This window comes from Shewanella sp. MEBiC00475 (genome assembly GCF_005234075.1).
Taxonomy (GTDB): domain Bacteria; phylum Pseudomonadota; class Gammaproteobacteria; order Enterobacterales; family Shewanellaceae; genus Shewanella; species Shewanella polaris.
On record NZ_CP039928.1, the window covers coordinates 25,742 to 48,325 of the forward strand.

Consider the following 22,584-nt stretch of genomic DNA (forward strand, 5'->3'; position numbering starts at 1 on the left):
GATATTAAATTGTGGAATTAATGTCCTATTCTCTTTGCCAGTATTTGTTATTATTCATCAACTGATGAATAAATGGAGTTCGAAATGGCTGATAAACCTGGAAGACCCAAAGGTGAAACACAAACCCGTGCAGCACTCATTGAAGCGGCACAAGGTTGTTTCCTTCACAACAGCTATGATCGAGTCTCAATCCGAGAATTAGCACGACGAGCTGATGTCGATGCCGCTATGATCCGTTATTACTTTGACTCCAAAGCGGGTTTGTTTGAAACCATGGTTCGAGAAACAGTTGCTCCCGTAGCAAGTATCTTTAAACAAGATTTGAAAAAACAAAACAATTCTCCAGGGGCATTAATGAGTGCCTATTATCAAATGATGGAAAAAACCCCTGCTCTGCCGCGGTTAATATTTCAAGTATTGAATCAACAGACCAGTGATGAAGCTTTCAGCATTGTATCGCATGTTATTCAAGAAATGCTTGGGTTTGCAGGTGACTGGATTCAGGACTTATCCCATCAACAAAGACTCAATCCACAACTGGATCCACAATGGGTCCGGTTAAGTTTTATCAGTTTAATGGTGTTCCCATTAATTGCGCCTAAAGTGATACTCGACGAGTTAAATTTACCACTTAGCCAATCAATGCTCGATAATCTGCTTAAACATAATATAAATGTAATGAATCAAGGGCTATTCCAAGACCCATCTCAACAATCTTCAGAGTCAGGAGCTCAATGATGAAACGTCATCTATTATGGTTGTCGATAATTTTTCTATTCGCTGGTTGTTCTGGTGAAGAAGGTGAAATTGCAATGGGGCTGATTGAACGAGATCGAATAATACTTTCAACACCTGTTTCAGAGCAAATTCGCACTATTGCTGTTGAAGAAGGACAGACGGTAAAGTCAGGTGATTTATTAATTCAACTTGATCCCCGGCACGCGCAATTGCTAATTGATCAACGACAAGCCTTACTTGTTCAAGCACAAGCAAAACTAAATCAACTGCAAACTGGGGCTCGTTTAGAACAACTTGCCGCAGCCAACGCAGCAATGCTTGCTGTACAGGCTCAAGCCCAAGATGCAGAAAGAAGCTATGTCCGAATGAAGGACCTTTGGTTAAAAAAATTGGTGGCAAAATCTGAATATGATTCAGCTAAAGCACTAAAAGATCAAACAACTGCCCAATTAAGCCAAGCAAAACAACAATGGTTAGAACTTAAAAATGGTACTCGCAGCGAAGAGATTGCTCAAGCACAAGCGCAAACAAACGCTGCGCAAGCATCATTGGCCGATGCACGGCAATCACTAGCCGATTTAAGCATACTCGCTCCAAAGTCAGGTGTTGTAGATGTTTTACCTTGGAAGCTTGGCGATCGCGTTGCTGCTAATGTTCAACTAATAACGCTTTTGGCCAGCGATCGTCTTTATGCCCGAGTATATTTACCAGCAACGGCGCTAGGTAAAATAAACCAAGGTGACTCAGTACAAGTATGGATTGATGGTCATAAACAACCTGTTACAGGAACGGTACATAACATCAGAAGTACCCCTGCCTTTACACCTTACTTTGCACTTAATGAACGAGATCGTGCCCGGTTAATGTATTTAACAGAGATAGACTTACCTGCTGATGAAAACTTAGCAACAGGGATTGGCGTAGAGGTTCGTTTACCATGAATGAATCCTCTTATGTAATCGAAACTCAAGGACTCACCCGTCGTTTTGGTGATTTAGTGGCAGTAGATGATCTGAATTTACTGGTACCAAAAGGGTGTATTTATGGTTTTCTCGGCCCAAATGGCTGTGGTAAGTCAACATTAATTAGGATGTTAACTGGCTTATTGAGACCCAGTTCTGGCGAAGCCACTGTTTTAGGATTAACGCTACAAGGGAATGAAGAGTTACTCAAAAGCAGAATTGGTTATATGACTCAGAAATTTTCCTTGTATGACAATTTGACAGTATTAGAAAATATGCGCTTTGTTGCGGCTATTTATGGGGTGAAAGATAAATCGCGAATATCAACATTACTGGCACAATATGATCTAGAACAACAACAAAAACAGTTAGCTGGAACCATGAGCGGCGGGCAAAAACAACGCTTGGCTCTTGCATGTGCCATTATGCATTGTCCTGAATTACTCTTTCTTGATGAACCCACTTCAGCCGTAGACCCACAAAACCGTCGTGACTTTTGGGAACACCTGTTTGACCTCAGTGAAAATGGCACCACAATTTTGGTTTCAACCCACTATATGGATGAAGCAGAACGCTGCCATCAATTAGCCATTTTGGAAAATGGTATCAAACGAGCCGACGGTACACCGCGTGAGTTAATGCAATCCATGGGTGCCACGGTTATTGAAGTGACTGGCAATGATTTAAGGGCGCTAAAACAGAAACTAACTGACATAAAAGCGGTTATTTCCGCATCTCAATCTGGCACTCGGTTAAGAGTGCTAATAGATGACTCCATAGCAGAACCCATTAAATTGCTTAGCCCTGTTTGTCAGCAATATAAGCTTGAAATAGTTAGGCCGAGTCTTGAAGATGTGTTTGTCACCAGTACTGGAGGTCGACATGTGGGGTAGGTTAATTGCCATTGTCGTCAAAGAATTGAAACAACTGTCAAGAGACCGAATGACTTTTGGCATGATAGTCATGATCCCTTTGCTGCAATTAGTATTATTTGGTTATGCCATCAATACCGATGTTCGCCATGTGCCTGCAGGTATTATCGACATGAGTCAAACTACCTATAGCCGAGCCATTACACAAACAGTGGTAGCTACACAAGCAGTTGATTTCGTACATCAATACTACTCTATAAAGGAAGCCGAGAAAGCCATTACCAACGGAGAAGTCAAAGCAGTACTCTATTTACCCGTTGATTTGCCTCAACGACTGTTGATTCATCCCTCCTATGATTCAAAACGGGAATCATCACAAATAACTCGTCCGGTGGGACAATGGTTATTAGACGGCTCGGATACTATGGTAGCCTCAACGATCAGAGCGCTGAGAACCTTACCACTGAACGAAGTGGCTAACCGTGCAACCGTAATGAGCGTACCGACATTTGAAGTAGTCGAATATTTTAACCCAGAGCAACGTTCAGCAGTCAATATTGTCCCAGGGTTACTGGCTATTATCTTAACGATGACCATGATTATGTTTACCTCCGCTGCCATTGTTCGAGAGCGGGAGTTGGGTAACATGGAATTTTTAATTGTCACTCCGGTTCACCCTCTGGAGCTGATGTTGGGTAAAATAATCCCATACATTTTAGTCGGACTAATCCAAGTTGCGATTATTCTCAGTGCTGGACACTGGATATTTTCAGTTCCTGTCCGGGGTGGCCTAGATTCTTTATTACTCGCTTCATTTTTGTTCATTTGTGCCAGTTTGGCATTAGGCTTGGTCATTAGCACCATCGTTAATACACAGCTTCAAGCGATGCAATTGACTATTTTCGTATTGATGCCTTCCATTTTGTTATCTGGCTTTATGTTTCCTTATGAAGCGATGCCCATTGGAGCCCAATGGGCCGCAGAAATGTTACCTGCAACTCATTTCATTCGTATGGTTAGAGGAATAGTACTTCGAGAAGCAGAAGTGACATCATTAGGCAAGGATGCATTGTGGTTACTCGGCTTTACCTGTGTTGGCGTGTTGTTAGCGGCTAAACGTTTTAATAAACATTTGTAAACGTCATACACAATTGTAGCGGTTAGCTAAATAATGGCGAGTCAGGCTCAATGTTGATTTGGTTTTCAATATTGAGTTTGATTCAAGTAAACCTGCGGGAGTAAGAAATTACGGAGTAAGATTCAACCCTAAAGGTTTAGCCTAACACTTTGAAATAGAATGATTATTTAACGAAAAACATCCATTTAACCAAAATAGTAGAACAACAATTCTGACTTATGTCTATCACGTTACCGATGACTGATTTTTGCTTCATTATGGTTTTTATTTAATACCAAAAAAAACAGCTACAAATTCATCTTGAAAGATAAACGGGCGATAATAATGAACAAATGAACAAATGAACAAATGAACACGCTATTCAATATTGAGAGCACACTTGCAAACCGGACAATCATCGCTCAAACACCTAGATTTATTAGATGCTTAATTCTAAACAATATGTCGCTATGCTTTAAATCGTTTTAGTTGCTGTTTTAGCATTAATACTTGTCGTTCTAATTGTTCTCTTTCATCGAGTAATTGTAGAATTAACGCGGTATCTCCCCAATCGAGCGCAAGATCACGCTGAATTCGGGTCGCTTTTTGTACTACAAGCAAATTTTCCACACTAAATTGCCATTGTGCTAATTCAACGCCCTCAAATGGAATCGCGATACAGTGCTCTACAAGTTCAAGCAGCAATGCAGAACTAATATCACTGCACTCACACAGTTCATCGCTACTTAACCAACGGTCTTGTTCGCTTATATTAATTTGCAGCATCATTATTTACTCCAACTGTCACGTGGGTCGAATGTTGTTTTTTCGGCTAATTCAGTCCACAATTTTTTGCTTGTATCATCTGTTGATTTAGGAACAACAATCTTGAGTACCGCATATAAATCACCATGCGCTTTTTTGCTCAGTAACCCTTTACCTTTTATGCGCAAGCGTTGTCCTGATTGACTATTTACCGGAATACTAACTTGAATATTACCCGTTAAAGTCGGAATTTTTAGTTTAGTACCCAGCACCGCTTCCCATGGTGCAATGGGCACAACAATACTCAAATCTTTACCATCAACATCAAATAAAGGATGCGGCGCATAGCGAATTTGTAAATACAGATCGCCATTATCAGCTTTAGTTTGTCCGGCTCCACCCTGCCCTTTAAGGCGAATACGTTCACCATTAGCAACACCAGCAGGAATTTTAACTTTTAAGGATTTAGGTTGTTCAACAATATGACCTCGGGCATCACGCTGTTGCAAAGTAAACGACACGGGTTTGAGTGTGTCTACTAAGGTTTCTTCTAGAAACATCGGGAATTCCATTTCCACATCTTGACCTTTTGCACGTCTAGTTTGGCTACTACGTTGCTGGCCACCTTGCTCAAAACCTGTGTGTCGTCCACCGAAAATTGAATTAAAAAAGTCAGAAAACTCTTGATCCGTTTGTGGATCGTTTTGTTGACCCCAACCTTGACCAGCACTGCCCCTGCTTTGGCTTCTATTTAGGTGATGATGACGCAATTCGTCATATTGTGCACGCTCTTCACTATTGTGCAAAACCTCATAGGCTTCACCAATTTCTTTAAATTTTTCTTCTGCTTCAGGATGTTTACTTACATCTGGATGATACTTAACAGCGAGTTTTTTATAGGCTTTTTTTATCGTTTTATCATCAGCATCAGGTTCAACACCTAATATAGTGTAATAGTCTTTAAAATTCATTTTGTCTCCTAAAGAAACAAGTTTGTAATGGGTAATCAGACTGTCTAGGACTAATCAACATTATCTAACCAACATAAATAAGTTTAGTCCTTGAGATAAATAATACGCTTGATCTTGATCAAATCTACTACATTATATTAAGTTTAGTAAATAAGCATTATGTAAACCAAAAAACGATATATTCTTACTATAAAATGCCACAAGAGCAAAAATATTTTGTTGATTAAAAAGATAAAAAATACTTTCAACACATTTATATGTCTACGTATATGTCTACGGTTTCGGCTTTAATATTACGCTTGCTCATTAAAGTCTGCCATAGGACTATCGATTTATTATTTGATGCTTATTTGACACGATAAGTCCCTTTGTATCCTATCTCGCGATATAAAATGCATTTAAAAATACTGTTAACAACATCACTCTAGCTAGCATATGCTTTGAAAATGAGCGAATACTCGTCATGTTTATTAATCATGACTAATTTGCCGTGATATATCTCATTAAATTGACTGAGATCACATTGCTTGTCCAGCTAACCATTACACTATTTAAATAGCAGTCCTCGAGTATGTCGAGGACAATTGTCTAACGTAAAGGACCCCTGCCTTGATATATATTCTAATAATAAAAGGTGCATGACATGGCACCAGAGAGGCAAAAGCCGATAACTACACAGGGTAATGATATTCGTCAAACTCTGGGACTTGATCAATCTAATGGAAAGAAAAAATCCGTTAAAAAATGGTTTTGGGGCACTGGGGTCATTGTTGTTATCGCTATTCTAGTATGGCAAATGTGGAGTAGTAGTCAGTCACAAACGCTGCAATATAAAACAGCCAATGTCAGCCGTGGATCTTTAAGTATTACTGTTACGGCTACAGGTACACTACAACCTGTCAATCAAGTTGAAGTTGGCTCAGAAATTTCTGGTACGATTAAAACTGTATTGGTGGATTTTAACGATTACGTTAAAAAAGGCCAAATACTTGCCAACATGAACACAGACCAGTTGCAGACCAAAGTTAATCAAGCAAAAGCATATCTTGATTCGGCTAAAGCACAGGTTAAACAAGTAGAAGCAACTATTTTAGAAACTCACAAAGCCCTAATTCGTTACCGAGAACTGGTAAATAAAGGTTTGTATTCAATACAAGAGTTGGACATATCACAAGCGTCGTATGATCGAGCGATCGCGAACCTTACCAGTGCTAAAGCATTAGTAGCTCAATCTCAAGCAGCTTTAGATGCAGAATTAACAACTCTGGCGAAAGCCACCATACACTCACCCATTGATGGCATTGTATTAATTCGTGATGTTGAGCCTGGCCAAACAATGGCCGCTTCTTTTCAAACACCAGTCATGTTTACATTGGCCGAAAACCTCGCTCAAATGGAATTACATGTCGACGTAGATGAAGCTGACGTAGGCCAAATTATGGTTGGCCAAGAAGCATCGTTTACCGTTGATGCTTATGCCGATAAAAATTTCCCTGCCACAATCACTGATATCCATTTTGCTTCGCAAACTATTGACGGAGTAGTGACTTATGAAACGGTTCTCAGTGTTGACAATTCAGCATTATTACTGCGCCCAGGAATGACGGCAACGGCAGATATACTGGTTAAAAAAATTCAAAATACTTTATTGGTACCTAATGCTGCACTACGTTTTAAACCATCTAAAGAGGATACCAATACCACTAACCAAGGAGGCTTTATGAAAAATATAATGCCTCGACCTCCGAGTATTTCCAAGACTCAAGTTGATACCAATGACATTGAAAAAGATCAGCAGCAAGTGTGGACACTGCGAGATAACCAACCGGTAGCGATTAATGTTTCAACGGGGTCAACCAATGGAATCAATACCGAAATCACCAGTGGCGATATTATCAACGAGATGCCATTGATCATCGATACTGTCAGTAATCAAAGTGAATAATTCAATCGCTAGTCAACATCCCCTTATTGAACTCAGGGGGGTAAGTAAGATTTATGGCACTGGCCAAGCCGAGATGCAGGCTTTGGCTGGGGTGAATTTAACCATTGAGCGTGGTGATTTTGTTGCAGTGATGGGACCCAGTGGTTCAGGAAAATCAACCTGTATGAATGTATTGGGCTGCCTAGATACCCCCACGGCAGGCCAATATCTGTTTGATGGTATAGATGTCGGTTCACTAAGCCGCGATCAATTGGCGCTTCTAAGGCGTAATTACCTTGGATTTATCTTTCAGGGATTCAACTTACTCAACAGAACCTCTGCATTAGAAAATGTCGAATTACCGTTAATTTATCGCGGTTTGCCAGCCGGCGAACGTCGTGAGCGTGCGTTAAACGCACTAAATATAGTGGGGTTGAGTGGTTGGGAACATCATACACCAGGTGAATTATCAGGTGGCCAACAGCAACGGGTTGCCATCGCTAGAGCTATAGTCACTCAACCATCAGTATTATTAGCCGACGAACCCACCGGCAATCTAGACTCTTCACGTAGCCGAGAAATTATGGAGCTACTTAGTAGGTTTAATCTCGAACAAGGTATTACCATTGTTATGGTAACTCATGAGCCAGACATGGCGGCATTTGCCAAACGTCAGATCCATTTTATCGATGGCCACGTTGTCAAAGATGATAGCAGAGGGGCACACTAATGTTATGGAATGCTGTGTTACTGGCAATGAGAGAAATACGCCGTAACCTTATGCGCTCATTCCTCACTGTATTAGGTATTGTGATAGGTGTTGCTGCGGTAATCATTATGGTTACCATTGGCGGCGGCGCCACTTTACAGGTAACAGAACAAGTCGCCAGCCTTGGCAGTAATTTGTTATTGGTCTCACCAGGTCAGAGAATGGGCATGGGCCAACGCTCATCGGCATCAGCATTTCACTTAGCAGACGCTGAAGCAATTGCTCGAGATATCAGCAATATCAGTGCCGTCGCCCCTTCGTCATCTCAGGGTGCAACTGTGGTTTACGGTAATGAAAACTGGAGTACCAGCATTATGGGCTCCACCAATCAATTTTTCGTTGCTGGTAACTGGGTTTTCGAGTCAGGACGAGCATTTACCCAAAGTGAATTACGTGCAGGTAAAGCCATATGCGTTATCGGAGAAAGCGTTCGTAAACAACTGTTTGGTGAACAAAATCCATTAGGCCAAAAAATACGATTAGAAAAATTCTCATGTGAAATCATAGGGTTATTGGATGCCAAAGGACAGTCAACCATGGGTTCAGATCAAGACGACTTAGTGGTGATCCCCCTACGCACTTTTCAGCGCCGTTTAGCCGGTAACCAAGATATTAAACTTATTCAAATTTCGGTTAACGATGGCGAATCGACCCAAAAAGTAAAACAGGCCATTGGTGAATTATTGCGTGAACGCCGCCATATAGCGAGTAACGAAGAAGACGACTTTACCGTTATGGACATGAAAGAAATATCCAATATGCTAAGTGGTATCACAAAAGTATTAACCACTTTACTCGGTGCTGTTGCGGCAGTGAGTTTACTTGTTGGTGGTATTGGTATTATGAATATCATGCTGGTATCGGTCACCGAACGCACACGGGAAATAGGTATTCGTCTTGCCATTGGTGCTATGGAGCGAGAAGTGCTATTACAGTTTTTAGTAGAAGCAGTAATGTTGTCTTCATTGGGTGGAATTATTGGCATAATACTGGCGTTAATTGGATCTGTTGCGCTGGCGAACTTAATGCATATTCCCTTTGTCTTCAATCTAAGTATTGTGGTGGTGTCTTTCCTATTCTCAGCGGCTGTAGGTGTTATTTTTGGATATTTCCCTGCCCGTAAAGCCGCACAATTGGATCCTATAGAAGCCTTGCGCCATGAGTAAAGATGTAGAGACTAAATTTTTATTTTAACGTGTACTGCTCTGTGACTAACAAAAAGAAGTCATTTATTGATATTGGTTTATAGTAGAAATATCCCTGAAAAGCCTTACATCTCATGGCTTTGAGAGTATTCACTTCGGCTTCTGTTTCTACTCCCTCAGCAATAAGGTCTAAATTAAACGTTCGCGCAATTAACATGGTGGCTTCAACAATGGCACGGCTATCATCGCGTTTATCGATAAGGGTAACAAAACTTCTATCAATTTTAATTTTATCCACGGGTAAGTGTTTAAGATAACTTAACGAGGAATATCCTGTTCCAAAATCATCAATGGATACTTCAAAGCCTATCTTTTTTAACGCCGTTATTTTAGCGACAGCCAAGTCGACATCTTCTAACATGGCACTTTCTGTTAATTCCAACTCTATATTACTGACGACAATTTGATGTTTATTAATAATGGCAGTGATACGTTCAATCAAATCAACTTGATAAAATTGTTTTGCACTTAAGTTTATTGCCAACGTTATTGGTTTTGTCAATGAAAGTGCCTGAAGAGATTTTATACATAAGCAAGCCTGTTCAAATATCCATTCCCCAAGTGGAATAATGAAACCCGTCTTTTCTGCAATACCAATAAATTCCGTCGGAGCAATATTGCCAAGCTCAAAATGATGCCATCGAATTAATAATTCGGCCCCAATAATGTGACCATTATCGTCGACTTGAGGTTGAGCCACCATAAAGAAGTCATTTTGAGTTAACGCCTTACGCATATCGGTATCGAGTAAATATCGACGCCGAGTTTGTTTTTCCATATCTTGCTGATAAAAGACAGTACAAGTCCCCGTCGAAGCTTTGGCTTTTGACATGGCTAAGTCACCCTGCATAAACACAGTATAGGCATCACTGCTGTTTGCAGAAAAATAGGTAACACCAATGCTAGCATTCACGTCAAGACAGCGCTTATCAATAAGATAGTTTGTGGTAAAACATTGATTTATTTGCCTGAGAAACTCACCAATATATATTTCAAGATTTAACTGACTAGGGCACAAAATAACAAATTCATCACCGGAAAAACGTCCTAAAATTTCATGCTGTTTACAAATAAGTTGTAATCGTTGAGCCACTTGGCAAAGCAAATCATCACCAACATGGTGCCCAAGCGCATCATTAATATCCCTAAAGCCATCTAAATCGATATAAATTAAGGCTCCAGAAAATGCACTGCTACTACATTGTTCTATCTGTTGATTAAGCTCATTAATTAAACGGGTTCGATTAGGTAAACCAGTTAACTCATCATGAAATGCAATATAGGTTAGTTGATGCTCTGCTTGTTTTCGGCGCTCAACTTCATTTACCATCTGTGTGTGCTGTAAAGAAGACCGACATGTGTAAAACAAATCCTTTACCGCTGGGGTAATAGCATTGATGACTTGAGGAGGCAATGATTTATCAGTGCGCTCAAGTACAAAAATGGCTTGATTGGAGAAGGCAAAAATATGATAAAAAGTATTCTGATGTATTATCTGCTTACTAACAACATAATCTGTAGGCTGTGTACGAAATATTTGCTTAAAAAACAAATTGATGGCTGAAACTTGTTCGGGATTACATGCCGTAATACTTGGCATACTTATCCTGCCCCAATCGTTGCAAACAACTTCCTCAATGGTAAACAAATCGCCGGCTAATTTCCTTGGAATGTATAAATAGGCCGCCTTGACCGACAAACGACGAATACAAGTTTCCATATACGTTCGGCACAATGACCTTAAATCAGTATTAGCATTAAGACTGCGGGTAATTTCATACTGGATTGAAACAAGTTCTAATGTCGCTAGATTGGATGTAGAATCGATCATGTTACATCCCTCCAAGCACAATCGTCTTATTCAAGAATTGAATTGCACCCTGGTTAGAATTTTTTATTTCCCCAATCGACAGCACGCCAACAATAATATTTCCACCAGCAAATTGGTTATTAATCGCGTCAAGTTCCAACTGGTAATCACTTTGTAAGTGAAATGCTCGAGAAATACAGTCAATTAAAAATACATGGCGTATTTTATCGGTTTTATTCGGAGATAATTTAGCAGCGAATTGGGCACCAGCATCACTGGCAGCAGAAATTAATACCTCTTTCGTAGCATGGAGTATATAAACCAAACTATTTTCAGCGACATTACCAACACAAACTAGGCTATTTTCATTAACTGAAATAATGTCCCTGACTAAATATTCTTCGTCTAATTGCTTCAATCCAAAAGGATAACAGTGAAGATATTTATTTATATTTTCTTTGGTAATATCGATACCGCTAAGTAAAGATATCGCTTCACTAAATATCTCAACAGCAGGTTGATAATTCAAACTATGGATAACATTTTCATAAGCTTCAGTAACAAGGTAGGGACCTGCAATCTTTGGTAAATCATGCTTACCGACTACTTGAATTTTGTAGGAGTTCGATAAACAAAATATAATAGCGGCATTTCTGAAACACCCCTGCTCATCGGCAATGCTCATATTAAAACGGTTATCAATATCGCCAACACCGGCACCAATTAAGGTTCTGTCACTCCCCAGTTTTTCATAAACGGTAGCAATGAATGGTTCAACAGCATGGCTTAACCCATCAACAAATATGAAAGCAGAACCGAAACTGCCGTTATCGGCCACAAACTGCTGCAGTTGATGACATAACACATCATGACTAGCTGCAATATTAGGAATAATTAAACTTGTTATAGGGTCTTTGAAACCAATGACGAGTACTCCCCGATAGCTATAATGGTTTCCGTATACTACCCCTGGAATGATACAGGCATTCAAGGGCACAGATGTTACTGCAGCAAGGTTAGGTATCGATTCGATTCGCACTGTTGACTGGCTGGCAATTATAACGACGATATACTTTGCATCAGCACTTATTGAACGCTCTATGAGTTCCACGACATTTTCTTCTGTCGCATCGTCACAAAACTCTATGTTGGTAAACATCATTGTCATTATTTATCTGAGATCCCTATCATCAAATACACAACTAATCATAGTCGATAACAAAGTAAATTTACTAATTAAAATTACTTATTGAGGGATACATCACATTAAACTGTTATCGATTCTGCAAAGCAATAAAGACTGTTATCTCATATGGTTGAATTATTCCAACGCCCAAACTAATTTAACCACTCAGTGTCTTTGTTAATCATGTTTACACTACCTAGTATGACATCCATTTAGGTATCGTCATTACATCGATAAAGCATTGCGCTCACCCGATGTTTTCTTCTATATATTAAATGTTAACACTGACAGATTATTCAAAAGCCAATATCATTAAGGTTTCGACCGATGCATGATCGCATTAATATTATGATTAACTGCACTCACAATAATTAACCATAACGTTAAAATAGTACTGATAAAATTATTCAACTTTCATCCAGTTTCAGCTTGGTTTGAAAATTAATATAAATGTCATTTATAAAGTTTTTTATGGATTATTTGTTGAGAGGGTATAAATTCAAGCGGATTATTGTTAATACAGACAGATACCGAAAATGGTGTCTGTCTGCTTAGTGCTAACTGCGTTAAGCCTAGGTTCTGAATTGTTTGACGTTTAATTCTAACGTTTGAGCTAACTCTTCAAGTTGATGACTAGCTGCAGTAATTTTACTCGCCTCTTGCTGAGCCAACGATGAAGATTGGGTGATTTGACTAAAGTTTTGGTTTATTTCAGCGGCAACCACCGATTGCTGTTCAGCGGCAGTAGCAATTTGTGTGTTCATATCACTTATCTTTATGACAGAAACGTTGATTGCGGTTAACGATTCGCCAGCACATTTGGCCTGTTCCACGCTGGTATTGGCTTGATTTTTACCTTCATCCATAACCGTAACTGCTTTAACAGAACTGGTGCGCATATTTTCAATAACGACTTGAATTTGGCGAGTTGATTCTTGTGTACGTTGGGCAAGATTACGCACTTCGTCAGCAACAACAGCAAAGCCACGCCCCTGCTCCCCAGCCCGAGCAGCTTCAATAGCGGCATTCAATGCCAATAAATTTGTTTGTTCAGAAATAGCCTGTATTACATCTAACACAGAGCCAATCTCTTGGCTGTCTTGAGATAATAAGTTAATGATATCTGCAGCTTCGCTAACTTTTATAGCTAACAAATTAATATCGGCTTGGGTTTTACTCACTTCAAGCTGACCAGCATTAAATTCATTGGTTGCCGTTTGCGCTAACATTGCAGCTTCACTAGTGTGACTAGCAACTTCTGCCACTGTAGCTGACATTTGCGTAATAGCTGCAGCACCTTGATCAGTTGCTAATTTTTGATTATTAATTAAATGCTCATTTTGTTTCGCCGTTTGGTATAAATCTTTAGACGATGATAATAATTTACTCGCAGCTGTCATTGAGTTTTTGGTAATTTCAGCCAAATTAACGGCTAAGTCTTGTACTGCACATAGAATACTATTGGGTGTTGTAACGTCTATTTTAACAGTAAGGTCGCCTGCGGCAATTTGTTGGATTACTTTCGCGGCATACTCTGGTTCACCACCGATAATATTTTTTAGCTGTCTTACAGAAGTGAAAGCAACGATGCTGCCTATAATTAATGCTATGACGGTAACAACAAGCATGACCGACTGGAAGCTAGTTGTTTGCTCTCTTGCAGCAGAAACTTGATGTTGAATTTGTGATTCTTGATAATCAATGAGTTTATTGACTCTTTTTAACCAGTCGCTATATAAAGGAGAAACTGTCGTCAACAAATATTCTGCTGCCGCTTCATTACGATTTGTATTAATCATACCAAGCAAGGTTGCAGTTGAGGTTAAAGTAGTGATTTCAATTTCTTTGATGTCTTGTAACAGCGTTAACTCTTCATCATTGTGTTGCACGTTTTCATACATGCTATCGAGCTTTTTTGCCGCTATTTGGTAATAATTATTCAAGCGGACTATATCGTCCTGATGCTTCTTCGATAAACCTTTATTATTAACTAAAACAGAATCTCGAATTGAAATAGCTCTATCATGTACGCTACCTCTAAAATTAATCGCTTGGCGCTGCTCAACAGCAGATTGCTCTGATAATTTGGTTAAATTGTTATCTGCGATACTAATTTTCACCAAACCAAACAAGGTTATACCAACCATAATTACCAGTAAAGTTGCAAACCCAAAGTACAAACGACTTATTATTCTCATTGTAAAAACCTTTGTATGTGATGATATTTTATCAATATATGTTACCAAACTTGGCTAAACGACATTGGTAGCCTAATGTGTTGTATTTATTAAATAAGAACTTCGAAAAAAACCAGATCAGATATATTGTCAACCAAGCTTAGTTCATAATGATTTAATTGGAATTTTATTTTAAAGCTCTGCGATAATAGAGAAATTACCATTCCAACCCAACATTTTTTGCTGATATGTTTAACGGAGCATCAAAAACTTGGTCGGTAAGCTTAATGAACTCAGATACAGATGTATACTGTTAAGATACTAAATTGATAGATAATATTAGTCTATTTAATAAACAAACAAGAAATAATCGAGATTCCAGAAAAACACAATTGAATCAAAATGGCTATTTCGGTTTTATAAAAATAGCCATTTGGGTTCTATTGGTGGTTTAGGTACATGCGAAAAGTAGTGGTGGTTGAAATAAAGCAAATGGTATTGAATGCAGCATTTATCTTATTTAATGATACCTTTATTTAATGCAACACATTCAAAGCTAGTCATTGTCCATCGGCGATATTGACAGTTATAACAAGAACGCAGTTCATCATCAATTTGTTCATCTTCATCATCAGCAGCAAAAAAATGACATAGCAGTGCTACTGCTCTAGCCTTGCCATATTGTCCTAATCCCGTCCGAAAAATCCATTGGGTTCCATTTTGCTCAAATTCCTTTCGGACTGATATTGGGTCCATTTTTATACCTCCCCCAGTGTCAGGATAGTTGTTCAATAATGTTGTAAAACTTGTTTACTGGCATTGCACCACACATTAGCGTCTCGATTAACTAACAATACAAACTTGTGGTTAAGATACACGGCCTTCACTTTGCCTTTAAGTTGCACCATCTCATCAAACTTGAGCTGATACTCATCCGTGCTCATAACCGCATCAAGACCTGTTTTTGCAAGAATATCAGCCACGCTTAATTCATGTGGAACCTCATCAGACTGCCCGAGTTTAATTTTTCCTTTAACGCGTCCATCATTGCCCAACAAACGTAAACCTAATCCGGCTAAAGCACCAATAATACCCTGGCCCGTTCCGCCATGTTCCGTCAAACTTATGTTCTGTTGCTCGGCCAGTGCATAAGCCATTGCTTTAGTGATAACTTCTGATTTAGCTTTACGGCCAAAGTCTATCAGCGCAGATGCATCAAATACGGAGCCAGTGTCAAGAATGGCAATCCCAGGGTCTGCTGCAGGTGCAGATTCAGCGACTAAATGAGCGACTGCAAGCTTAAGAATTTCATCTTGTGGTAATGGTGAACACAAATGAAAACACATAGCACTGTTGTGGGATGTATAGGGAATATCAGGATGTACAAACAACTGATGACGAGTGATAAAAGATGCTTTCCCACCTGAAACATCAGCAAGCATTTGTGCTATTTCTTCGGCAATTTCACCAGTGCCTTTAGTGCCTATATCATCGGTATCGTCGATACAAATCAGCCAGTTTTTCATTTTATATCCTGAATTTTGTTAATAACTCTATGGTATTTTTTTCTTCTTAATTCGGGCTAAAAGATGAAATTTAGGAGCCGAAATCAGAATGTTTCACTGATTTGATATCAAACAGTTCTTTGTCCAGAATTAACGTTATCTATCTGTTTTTAGTAAATCATGAGCTTTCAGCCTAGCGAGTACCGGAGGCACCAATAATGCTCCCAATATGGCAAAGAAACCGCCTTGCAATATACTGATACCCCATTGAATGAACATTACATCCAGTGCCATTCCAGCAAGCATGTTAGCTAGTGCCACTTTCCCAGCCCAGGCAATACAGCCTGAAATTCCTAGAATCACACAGCGCCAATGAATATTCATACTCAATGGTAAAAGTAGCGCAACTAAATCCATGCTGATGGCGGGTAATATAAACTTCAAAAGGATCAACGGGCCTCCTTTACCAACACCCAGAGCCATGGCGACGAATCCCGCAATAGCACCACAGGCCGTAATACTTCCGAAACGACCTAACACCCCATAACATATTAAATAGAAAAAGCTGGTTAAAAACATAGTATGCCCGGACAAACCAATATTCAGCCTTAACAACCCAGTTAATGCAACCAGCAATGTGGCACAAAAACCTACAAATAGAGAGTCTTGGAGACTCAAAGAACGTTTATTATTCATCGTTTTCTCTAGGTGAATGCCAATGTGTTGGTCGTGGATGTTGACCAAAATGACGACTGTGTGCCGCTACCGCCATTTGGTGTGATAACTTTAATAACAGGATCAATGCAGGAAAGAGCACACAATAAACTAGCTCAGACCAATTTTTGGGGTTACGCAGTGCCTTTGGTGTTATACGCGCACCTCGTAGACACTGGATTTGATATATCTCGCGGATTTCATCTAACATATAAGGCAGTAGACTTAATGAGGCTGCGACCACAAAAGCCCATTTTTTGGGTAAAAATGAACTCAGCACTTCGCCAATGCGCTCTGGCGCAGCAGTAATACAAAGCCACCAACTAGGAATGGTAGCCAATAGAATGCGTACCACTACCACAGAACCATCAATTAAAGATTCAACACCATAAAGTATTAAATACAAACCCAGAGTGATGATCAGTTGGATTAAAGCAAGTTTGACCACGCCCCATATATTGCCGCGACATAACAACCCATGAACGACTAATAGTCCATTGATCCCGACCAAAAATAACAATAAAGATGTCGGTAGAACAAAAGCACAAGCCGATAGCACGCATACCAATAATAATGATAATGCACAACTCACGGTTTCCCGTCGTTCAGGATCCCATGTGTTAAACCATTGGACACGACCCAATCGGCCTCTAGCCTTCATTTTTATATCCCATTTCAATGATCTCCTCTTTAAACTGACCTTCACGCAAGCCAAATTGCCGAGAAACAACATGATGCTTAATGCTTCTATGACTACTCAGTAAAATAGTACTTCCTTGAGACTGCAGACGTTCAAGTAAGTACCACACTTTGCTGTAGTAATATTTATCCATTCCTGCCAGAGGATCATCTAATAACAATACCTTAGGCTGTAAACATGCTAACGATGCAAGGGCAATAATATGCTGTTGACCATATGACAATGTATGTGGTGACAAATTAGATAATGCAGTTAATTCAAGTTCCTCCAGCATTTTAGTCGCACGAATTTGGGGAAGATCAAACCGCTTTAAGCTAAATTGCATTTCAGCTAACACATTAGTTTCAAATAACTGTCTACTCGGCCTTTGCATTAAAAAACCCAGTTCAGATCCATAAATTCCAAGCTTTGGAGTCCGTTCTAAAACAGTTACAGGCAATTGTTGTCTTAAATTAAGTACGCCTGCTAGCGCTCTCAATAAGCTTGTTTTTCCCGAGCCATTATCCCCAATTAAGCTAACGATTTCTCCTGCATGTAATGTGAAGCCTTGTGGACAGGTAAATAACGCGGAACTACCATCAAATCTAAATTCAAACGCTTCAGCACTAATAACCACATCATGTTTCGTTTGATCATTCTCCACCTTTTTGCTTTGTTGCAAGTCGAGATGTGGTTGAAGATCATTGTTGACGGTATAAATACCTTCGGATAAACCCCCGTCTTCAAACTGCCAATAATATTGAATAATGTCAGCGAACGCATGAGGGTTGTGCTCTACCAAAACAAGAGCCATACCGTCTTGGATAAGATTGCGCAGTACAGCCAAAAGCTCACTTACCCCCTTATCGTCTAGTTGTGCCCAAGGCTCATCTAGCAAGAGTAAATTGGGTTCACATACCAACTGAGAAGCCATTATAAGTCGGTATTTTTGACCAAGAGAAAGAGTATTCACTTTAGTATCAAGGCGCATATGCAAACCCACACGCCTTAATGCCAATTGAACTTTGGGTAACATGTCCTTAGCAGGAACACCAATATTTTCCAGTGTAAATGCTACCTCAGCACCCACAGTATTGCGTAATAGTTGGGTTTGCGGGTCTTGAGTCACAAGACCCGCAAGGAGTTGAGGATTAGAGCAAAGATCACCGTCATATGGATGATTGAGCACCCCCGCAAGCAAATTTAATAAACTGGACTTCCCAGAGCCTGTTGGGCCACTCACGCAATGGCATTGACCACTACTAATCACCAAGTTGATATTTTGCAATACCTTTGGTAAATGGCTGCCATAGCTAACGCTAACATTCTTGAGCTCAAGTAATTTAATCTTATATCTGCCAATTCACGCCAACAAAGACCTGACGTCCCGCTTGAGGCAAGGATTCACTCTGATAATAATTTTCATCTAACAAGTTGGTTGAACGTATGTATAGCTCTAACTTCTCATTAATGAGAGGGTAAGCAAAATTCACATCAACTAATGTATAATTATCAAGTGATTGCTGTTGATATTGAGTTTTACCATCAATTTTCACCTTGGCGGCATATACTTGATCTAATATACGCTCTACATTTATATTCATCTTAAGTTCAAATGGAAGCTCATAGTTTACTTGCCAACGCAGTTGGTGACGTGGACGGTACTGTAATGAATCTAACGTATCATCATCGTCCATTTCCTCCGAATCAAGATAGCTATATGAAAAACGTAAATCTAACTTATCAATGCTATTGTTATTAATTTGAAAATCAATCCCTTTAAATTTATAACGATCCATGTTTTGATAAAAATCATCGTTATCTTTGGCGATATAATTTTTAGCATCGGTGTAATAGCCATATAATGAAAAATCAGTATCTGCAGGTAAATTCTGCTCTAAGCCAAGCTCTACGTGCTTAGACTCTTCTGCTTCTAAATCACTATTACCAGCGGATAATGAATACAAGTTTTCCATCGATGGGAAACGGACTTTACGTGCAACACTTAAACTTAAACGTGAATCTTTGGCAACTTGCCAATAACTCGACGCCATAGCTGAATAGTTATCGTCAGTACTGTCTGAGTTATCTAGAGAATGAAAAGCTGCACCTAATGTAAAACCGTATTGCAGTTCAGAATGATATTGATACTCTGCAGCTGCGGTATATAACCAAGCAGAATCATCTATGTTGTCTGGATCATCAATCGCAATCGTTGACTCCCATTTTTGCTCTTCCGCAATAACCGAAGTCGTTAATAAACCAACTTCTTTTAAATCTGTAATAAGTTGTAAGTTAATTCCTTGTACTACGGAACTACTATCTTGGGTTTCTTTTAAATCTAGGTAGGTTTCATCCTTATAAGATGCTTCTAAAGTATCGGTTTGATTGTGATAACCAAAGCCGCGAATAATAAAAGTATCATTAAATTCATGTGCTAAACCTAACTGTAAAGTATGAGCATCATAATCATCAACACGTTCAAACTTCACACTTCCAGTACCTGTACCATCACGGGACGGTTTGCCCCAATCGCCATTGCGAAAAGCCATATTGGTAATGAGTTGTGTTTTGTCAGATAACCAATAACTGCCTTGAGCATAAACGTTGGTGACTTCCTTATCTGAATTTTCACGCAAATTATCATCTTGATATTCTGTAGGCTCAAAATCATCCGACATTGGGTAAGCATCAGTCTGTTGACGGCTTACACTCACTAATCCTTGCCAATCATCACCTGAACCAGCGGCACTAATATCACCATTAAAGGTATCATTTTCACCTGATTCAAGGCGACCTGACAACGCTGGAGCAGCATTGCCCTGCTTAGTAATAATATTAATTACACCACCAGCACCACTTGGTCCATAAAGTACCGAAGTTGGTCCAACAGATACTTCTACTGATGCAATTTGGCTGGTAGGAATAACACTCGGGTTAAATTGCCCGTCACCGGCACTGCTCATTGGCACACCATTAACGAGTAATGTTACATGGCGAGTTTTAAAACCTCGGATATCAACTCTTGGTGTACCATCTCCGCCCACACGAATGTAAACCCCGGGCACATTCTTTAGAACTTGTTCTAACGTTTGGGCTCCTGAAGCTCGGATCTCTTCATCATTGATGCTCCAATGAGTCGTAGCCATATCTCTGGGTTGACCACCGTCACCATGAACAACAATGACTTCATTGATATTAAGTAAAGGATCACGGCTAATTTCATCAGCCTGTACTGTAAAACAAAGTCCAATAGCCAAGGTTACAGTTGAAAGTTTAAAAGTAGTTTTCCTAGAGATCATATTAGTACTGCCATGTATATAATTTAATGATTAATCTATTTTAATACGTTATATAACAACTTCAATTGTAGCGATTATCGATATCGACTTAGATCTAATATTTTCTAAATACGTGATCACTACCTTGTACCCGACTAACCTATCATTAAATAAAAATCTGTGAGATATGTTTCATTTTTCATTAGTATTACGGTGTATTAACCATTTTATTAATAATGCAAATAAAAATGAAAATAGTTTTATTTACATTGTTAACATTAAAGCTGAGTAGCCAATTGATTAAAATATCATATTTAAATATAAGTCTAGGATGTATTCCATTATTAAAAAGACCTTTAAGGATTATAAATAGAACAGTCAATAAATGACCCCGTATTGATTTTTAAATTAATAAAAAGTCAAACTAACGCTTTCATAAACTGTATTATAATTGTTGTATAAAAATGGTAAAACAACGAAAAACAATCAAACAGGCTCATCAATATATAACGGTTATAATAGCTGTTACTGGAATCAAAAATGCTGATTGCAATCAATATAGCAGAAAGTTGTGATACTAAAGTAACCCACAAAATCGGGCTGTCTATGCTTACGATACTGACGTTGTTAACTGTGTTAATTTTATTGATGTTTTTGTTGCCAATGTCGAGTAATAACAGTAACTCAATTTCTCTTTAGCGCCATTTTACCTCGATTGATTATACTGCTCACGTTTAAATTTAGCTCGCGAGTCAAAAAATCAATATAAGTTAAATATTTACTCTCACACAGTCAATCGAGTTCCATTCTTACAATGACTAAACACAACAAAGAATGCGATAGCACTATCATTTATCGCTTTCTACAAGCTATCTCCACACTTCCCTCATCCTTTCTGCACAATCTATTTGTATGATTTAAATTAGATAAAGGTTTCTTATCAAGCTATCGGGTAAAAGCTTAACTACATAAGGAAGGTAAATGTTTAATAGACAAGATAACAACACTCTACAAAATTTTCCCGTATGTGATGATCAATACCGTATTAAATGCGCTAGCGACCGGACAAACCTCAGCATAAAAAATCCAACACGGTTACAGGTAAACAACACTAATGAAAACTGATAACCATACCATCGAGCAATTGCTGACGACATATGAAGGACACAGTCTTACCGATCTACATCATGCTAATTTGCAAGATAGAGTAGATTCTAAATTTATCTTACCGCTAGATGTTTTACCTGATCTACTCAAAGCGGCTCGCTCTCATTACAGCGTCTTACAAATCAATGGCAAACGTACGGCAAACTACTTCAACCAATACTTTGATACACAAGAGATGAATTTCTACAAAGATCACCACAATGGCAAGTTAAACCGCTTTAAAGTTCGTAAGCGTACTTATTTAGACACGGATACCCAGTTCCTAGAAGTAAAATTTAAAAACAATCATAAAAGAACCATCAAAAGCCGTGTTCGTTGCGACGAAAGTATCCAGTGCGATGATGATAACCAATCATTTATTCGTAAACATCTTGGTGTCAATTTTGACGATTTAAGCGTGTCTCAACAAGGTGGCTATGAACGTATTGCACTAGCCAATGAGGCCATCCCTGAACGTCTTACTATAGACTATAACCTCTGGTATCAGTCTTCTAATGGAGTGGAGCGCATTGAACTCGATGGTTTTTTTATCGTCGAGCTAAAGCAAAAAAAATATTCAAAAAATTCTCCATTTTATCAGATGATGCCTACCCATAATTTTTCCCCTATCTCTTTCAGTAAATACTGCATCGGCTGTGTACTGCTTTATCAACAAGGAATTAAATATAACCGTTTTAAACCCACTCTGATGAAACTGTCCTCTTTAAACCAACAACATCCTACTGCGCCATGGAGTTATTGA

19 protein-coding genes are annotated in these 22,584 nt (G+C 39.0%); 8 read left to right on the forward strand and 11 right to left on the reverse strand.

Going from position 1 to position 22,584, the window contains the following annotated elements:
- Window positions 1-84 precede the first annotated feature (84 nt).
- Genes FCN25_RS00090 through FCN25_RS00105 form a run of 4 tightly spaced genes read left to right on the forward strand, consistent with a single transcriptional unit; the run spans window position 85 to window position 3,710 of the window.
- Complete coding sequence (locus FCN25_RS00090) at window positions 85-738, forward strand: TetR/AcrR family transcriptional regulator (protein WP_175405807.1); 654 nt, start codon at window positions 85-87, stop codon at window positions 736-738.
- The gene (locus FCN25_RS00095) at window positions 735-1,679 is read left to right on the forward strand and encodes an HlyD family secretion protein (RefSeq protein ID WP_137220839.1); all 945 of its coding nucleotides are present in this window, start codon (window positions 735-737) and stop codon (window positions 1,677-1,679) included. Before FCN25_RS00090 ends, FCN25_RS00095 begins: the two co-directional genes overlap by 4 nt.
- Window positions 1,676-2,593 carry an ABC transporter ATP-binding protein gene (locus FCN25_RS00100; protein ID WP_137220841.1) on the forward strand — a complete coding sequence of 306 codons (918 nt, stop codon included), beginning with the start codon at window positions 1,676-1,678 and terminating at the stop codon, window positions 2,591-2,593. Before FCN25_RS00095 ends, FCN25_RS00100 begins: the two co-directional genes overlap by 4 nt.
- Window positions 2,583-3,710 carry an ABC transporter permease gene (locus tag FCN25_RS00105; protein WP_137220843.1) on the forward strand — a complete coding sequence of 376 codons (1,128 nt, stop codon included), beginning with the start codon at window positions 2,583-2,585 and terminating at the stop codon, window positions 3,708-3,710. Before FCN25_RS00100 ends, FCN25_RS00105 begins: the two co-directional genes overlap by 11 nt.
- A gap of 447 nt (window positions 3,711-4,157) precedes the next feature.
- On the opposite strand, the gene FCN25_RS00110 is transcribed toward FCN25_RS00105, so the two are convergent.
- Window positions 4,158-4,478, reverse strand: coding sequence for a chaperone modulator CbpM (locus tag FCN25_RS00110; protein WP_254693697.1), 321 nt, complete (start codon window positions 4,476-4,478; stop codon window positions 4,158-4,160).
- Window positions 4,478-5,425 carry a DnaJ C-terminal domain-containing protein gene (locus FCN25_RS00115; protein ID WP_137220845.1) on the reverse strand — a complete coding sequence of 316 codons (948 nt, stop codon included), beginning with the start codon at window positions 5,423-5,425 and terminating at the stop codon, window positions 4,478-4,480. The genes FCN25_RS00110 and FCN25_RS00115 overlap by 1 nt, the downstream gene beginning before the upstream one ends.
- Window positions 5,426-6,068: 643 nt before the next feature.
- Here FCN25_RS00115 and FCN25_RS00120 point away from each other — a divergent pair.
- Genes FCN25_RS00120 through FCN25_RS00130 form a run of 3 tightly spaced genes read left to right on the forward strand, consistent with a single transcriptional unit; the run spans window position 6,069 to window position 9,284 of the window.
- A complete protein-coding gene (locus FCN25_RS00120) occupies window positions 6,069-7,370 on the forward strand; it encodes an efflux RND transporter periplasmic adaptor subunit (RefSeq protein WP_137220847.1) in 1,302 nt (433 codons plus the stop codon).
- Window positions 7,363-8,079, forward strand: a complete 717-nt coding sequence (locus tag FCN25_RS00125; RefSeq protein WP_254693698.1) for an ABC transporter ATP-binding protein — start codon at window positions 7,363-7,365, stop codon at window positions 8,077-8,079. The genes FCN25_RS00120 and FCN25_RS00125 overlap by 8 nt, the downstream gene beginning before the upstream one ends.
- Window positions 8,079-9,284, forward strand: coding sequence for an ABC transporter permease (locus tag FCN25_RS00130; RefSeq protein ID WP_137220849.1), 1,206 nt, complete (start codon window positions 8,079-8,081; stop codon window positions 9,282-9,284). Before FCN25_RS00125 ends, FCN25_RS00130 begins: the two co-directional genes overlap by 1 nt.
- A 19-nt stretch (window positions 9,285-9,303) precedes the next feature.
- Here the strand turns inward: FCN25_RS00130 and FCN25_RS00135 are convergent, their stop codons facing one another.
- The 9 genes from FCN25_RS00135 to FCN25_RS00175 all read right to left on the reverse strand — a co-directional run bounded on the left by FCN25_RS00135 (window position 9,304) and on the right by FCN25_RS00175 (window position 20,696).
- Window positions 9,304-11,154, reverse strand: a complete 1,851-nt coding sequence (locus FCN25_RS00135) for a bifunctional diguanylate cyclase/phosphodiesterase (protein ID WP_137220851.1) — start codon at window positions 11,152-11,154, stop codon at window positions 9,304-9,306.
- A 1-nt stretch (window position 11,155) separates the two neighbouring features.
- A complete protein-coding gene (locus FCN25_RS00140) occupies window positions 11,156-12,301 on the reverse strand; it encodes an FIST signal transduction protein (RefSeq protein ID WP_137220853.1) in 1,146 nt (381 codons plus the stop codon).
- Window positions 12,302-12,891: 590 nt separating this feature from the next.
- Window positions 12,892-14,517 (reverse strand): methyl-accepting chemotaxis protein, encoded by a 1,626-nt coding sequence (locus tag FCN25_RS00145; RefSeq protein ID WP_137220856.1) that lies wholly within the window; start codon window positions 14,515-14,517, stop codon window positions 12,892-12,894.
- A gap of 495 nt (window positions 14,518-15,012) precedes the next feature.
- On the reverse strand, window positions 15,013-15,252 hold the full coding sequence (locus tag FCN25_RS00150; RefSeq protein WP_137220859.1) for a hypothetical protein: 240 nt from the start codon (window positions 15,250-15,252) through the stop codon (window positions 15,013-15,015).
- Between the two features lie 32 nt (window positions 15,253-15,284).
- Entirely contained in the window at window positions 15,285-16,022 is a 738-nt protein-coding gene (locus tag FCN25_RS00155; protein WP_137220861.1) for a DNA-binding protein, read from the reverse strand.
- Window positions 16,023-16,157: 135 nt separating this feature from the next.
- Window positions 16,158-16,697, reverse strand: coding sequence for a core component of ECF transporter (locus FCN25_RS00160; protein ID WP_137220863.1), 540 nt, complete (start codon window positions 16,695-16,697; stop codon window positions 16,158-16,160).
- Complete coding sequence (locus FCN25_RS00165; protein WP_137220865.1) at window positions 16,690-17,376, reverse strand: energy-coupling factor transporter transmembrane component T; 687 nt, start codon at window positions 17,374-17,376, stop codon at window positions 16,690-16,692. The genes FCN25_RS00160 and FCN25_RS00165 overlap by 8 nt, the downstream gene beginning before the upstream one ends.
- Window positions 17,366-18,742: an ATP-binding cassette domain-containing protein gene (locus FCN25_RS00170; RefSeq protein ID WP_137220867.1), complete on the reverse strand. Its 1,377-nt coding sequence runs from the start codon at window positions 18,740-18,742 to the stop codon at window positions 17,366-17,368. Before FCN25_RS00170 ends, FCN25_RS00165 begins: the two co-directional genes overlap by 11 nt.
- A gap of 1 nt (window position 18,743) precedes the next feature.
- A complete protein-coding gene (locus FCN25_RS00175; RefSeq protein ID WP_137220869.1) occupies window positions 18,744-20,696 on the reverse strand; it encodes a TonB-dependent siderophore receptor in 1,953 nt (650 codons plus the stop codon).
- A 1,093-nt stretch (window positions 20,697-21,789) separates the two neighbouring features.
- Between FCN25_RS00175 and FCN25_RS00180 the strand changes: the two genes are divergently transcribed.
- A complete protein-coding gene (locus FCN25_RS00180; protein ID WP_137220871.1) occupies window positions 21,790-22,584 on the forward strand; it encodes a polyphosphate polymerase domain-containing protein in 795 nt (264 codons plus the stop codon).

Excerpts from the sequence above, each read along its gene's own strand:
- FCN25_RS00155 (WP_137220861.1), bottom strand. The coding sequence starts at position 16,022 with ATGAAAAACTGGCTGATTTGTATCGACGATACCGATGATATAGGCACT.
- FCN25_RS00105 (WP_137220843.1), top strand. The coding sequence starts at position 2,583 with ATGTGGGGTAGGTTAATTGCCATTGTCGTCAAAGAATTGAAACAACTG.
- FCN25_RS00115 (WP_137220845.1), bottom strand. The coding sequence starts at position 5,425 with ATGAATTTTAAAGACTATTACACTATATTAGGTGTTGAACCTGATGCT.
- FCN25_RS00110 (WP_254693697.1), bottom strand. The coding sequence starts at position 4,478 with ATGATGCTGCAAATTAATATAAGCGAACAAGACCGTTGGTTAAGTAGC.
- FCN25_RS00095 (WP_137220839.1), top strand. The coding sequence starts at position 735 with ATGATGAAACGTCATCTATTATGGTTGTCGATAATTTTTCTATTCGCT.
- FCN25_RS00150 (WP_137220859.1), bottom strand. The coding sequence starts at position 15,252 with ATGGACCCAATATCAGTCCGAAAGGAATTTGAGCAAAATGGAACCCAA.
- FCN25_RS00140 (WP_137220853.1), bottom strand. The coding sequence starts at position 12,301 with ATGACAATGATGTTTACCAACATAGAGTTTTGTGACGATGCGACAGAA.
- FCN25_RS00165 (WP_137220865.1), bottom strand. The coding sequence starts at position 17,376 with ATGAAGGCTAGAGGCCGATTGGGTCGTGTCCAATGGTTTAACACATGG.
- FCN25_RS00145 (WP_137220856.1), bottom strand. The coding sequence starts at position 14,517 with ATGAGAATAATAAGTCGTTTGTACTTTGGGTTTGCAACTTTACTGGTA.
- FCN25_RS00120 (WP_137220847.1), top strand. The coding sequence starts at position 6,069 with ATGGCACCAGAGAGGCAAAAGCCGATAACTACACAGGGTAATGATATT.
- FCN25_RS00175 (WP_137220869.1), bottom strand. The coding sequence starts at position 20,696 with ATGATCTCTAGGAAAACTACTTTTAAACTTTCAACTGTAACCTTGGCT.
- FCN25_RS00180 (WP_137220871.1), top strand. The coding sequence starts at position 21,790 with ATGAAAACTGATAACCATACCATCGAGCAATTGCTGACGACATATGAA.
- FCN25_RS00130 (WP_137220849.1), top strand. The coding sequence starts at position 8,079 with ATGTTATGGAATGCTGTGTTACTGGCAATGAGAGAAATACGCCGTAAC.
- FCN25_RS00135 (WP_137220851.1), bottom strand. The coding sequence starts at position 11,154 with ATGATCGATTCTACATCCAATCTAGCGACATTAGAACTTGTTTCAATC.
- FCN25_RS00100 (WP_137220841.1), top strand. The coding sequence starts at position 1,676 with ATGAATGAATCCTCTTATGTAATCGAAACTCAAGGACTCACCCGTCGT.
- FCN25_RS00090 (WP_175405807.1), top strand. The coding sequence starts at position 85 with ATGGCTGATAAACCTGGAAGACCCAAAGGTGAAACACAAACCCGTGCA.
- FCN25_RS00160 (WP_137220863.1), bottom strand. The coding sequence starts at position 16,697 with ATGAATAATAAACGTTCTTTGAGTCTCCAAGACTCTCTATTTGTAGGT.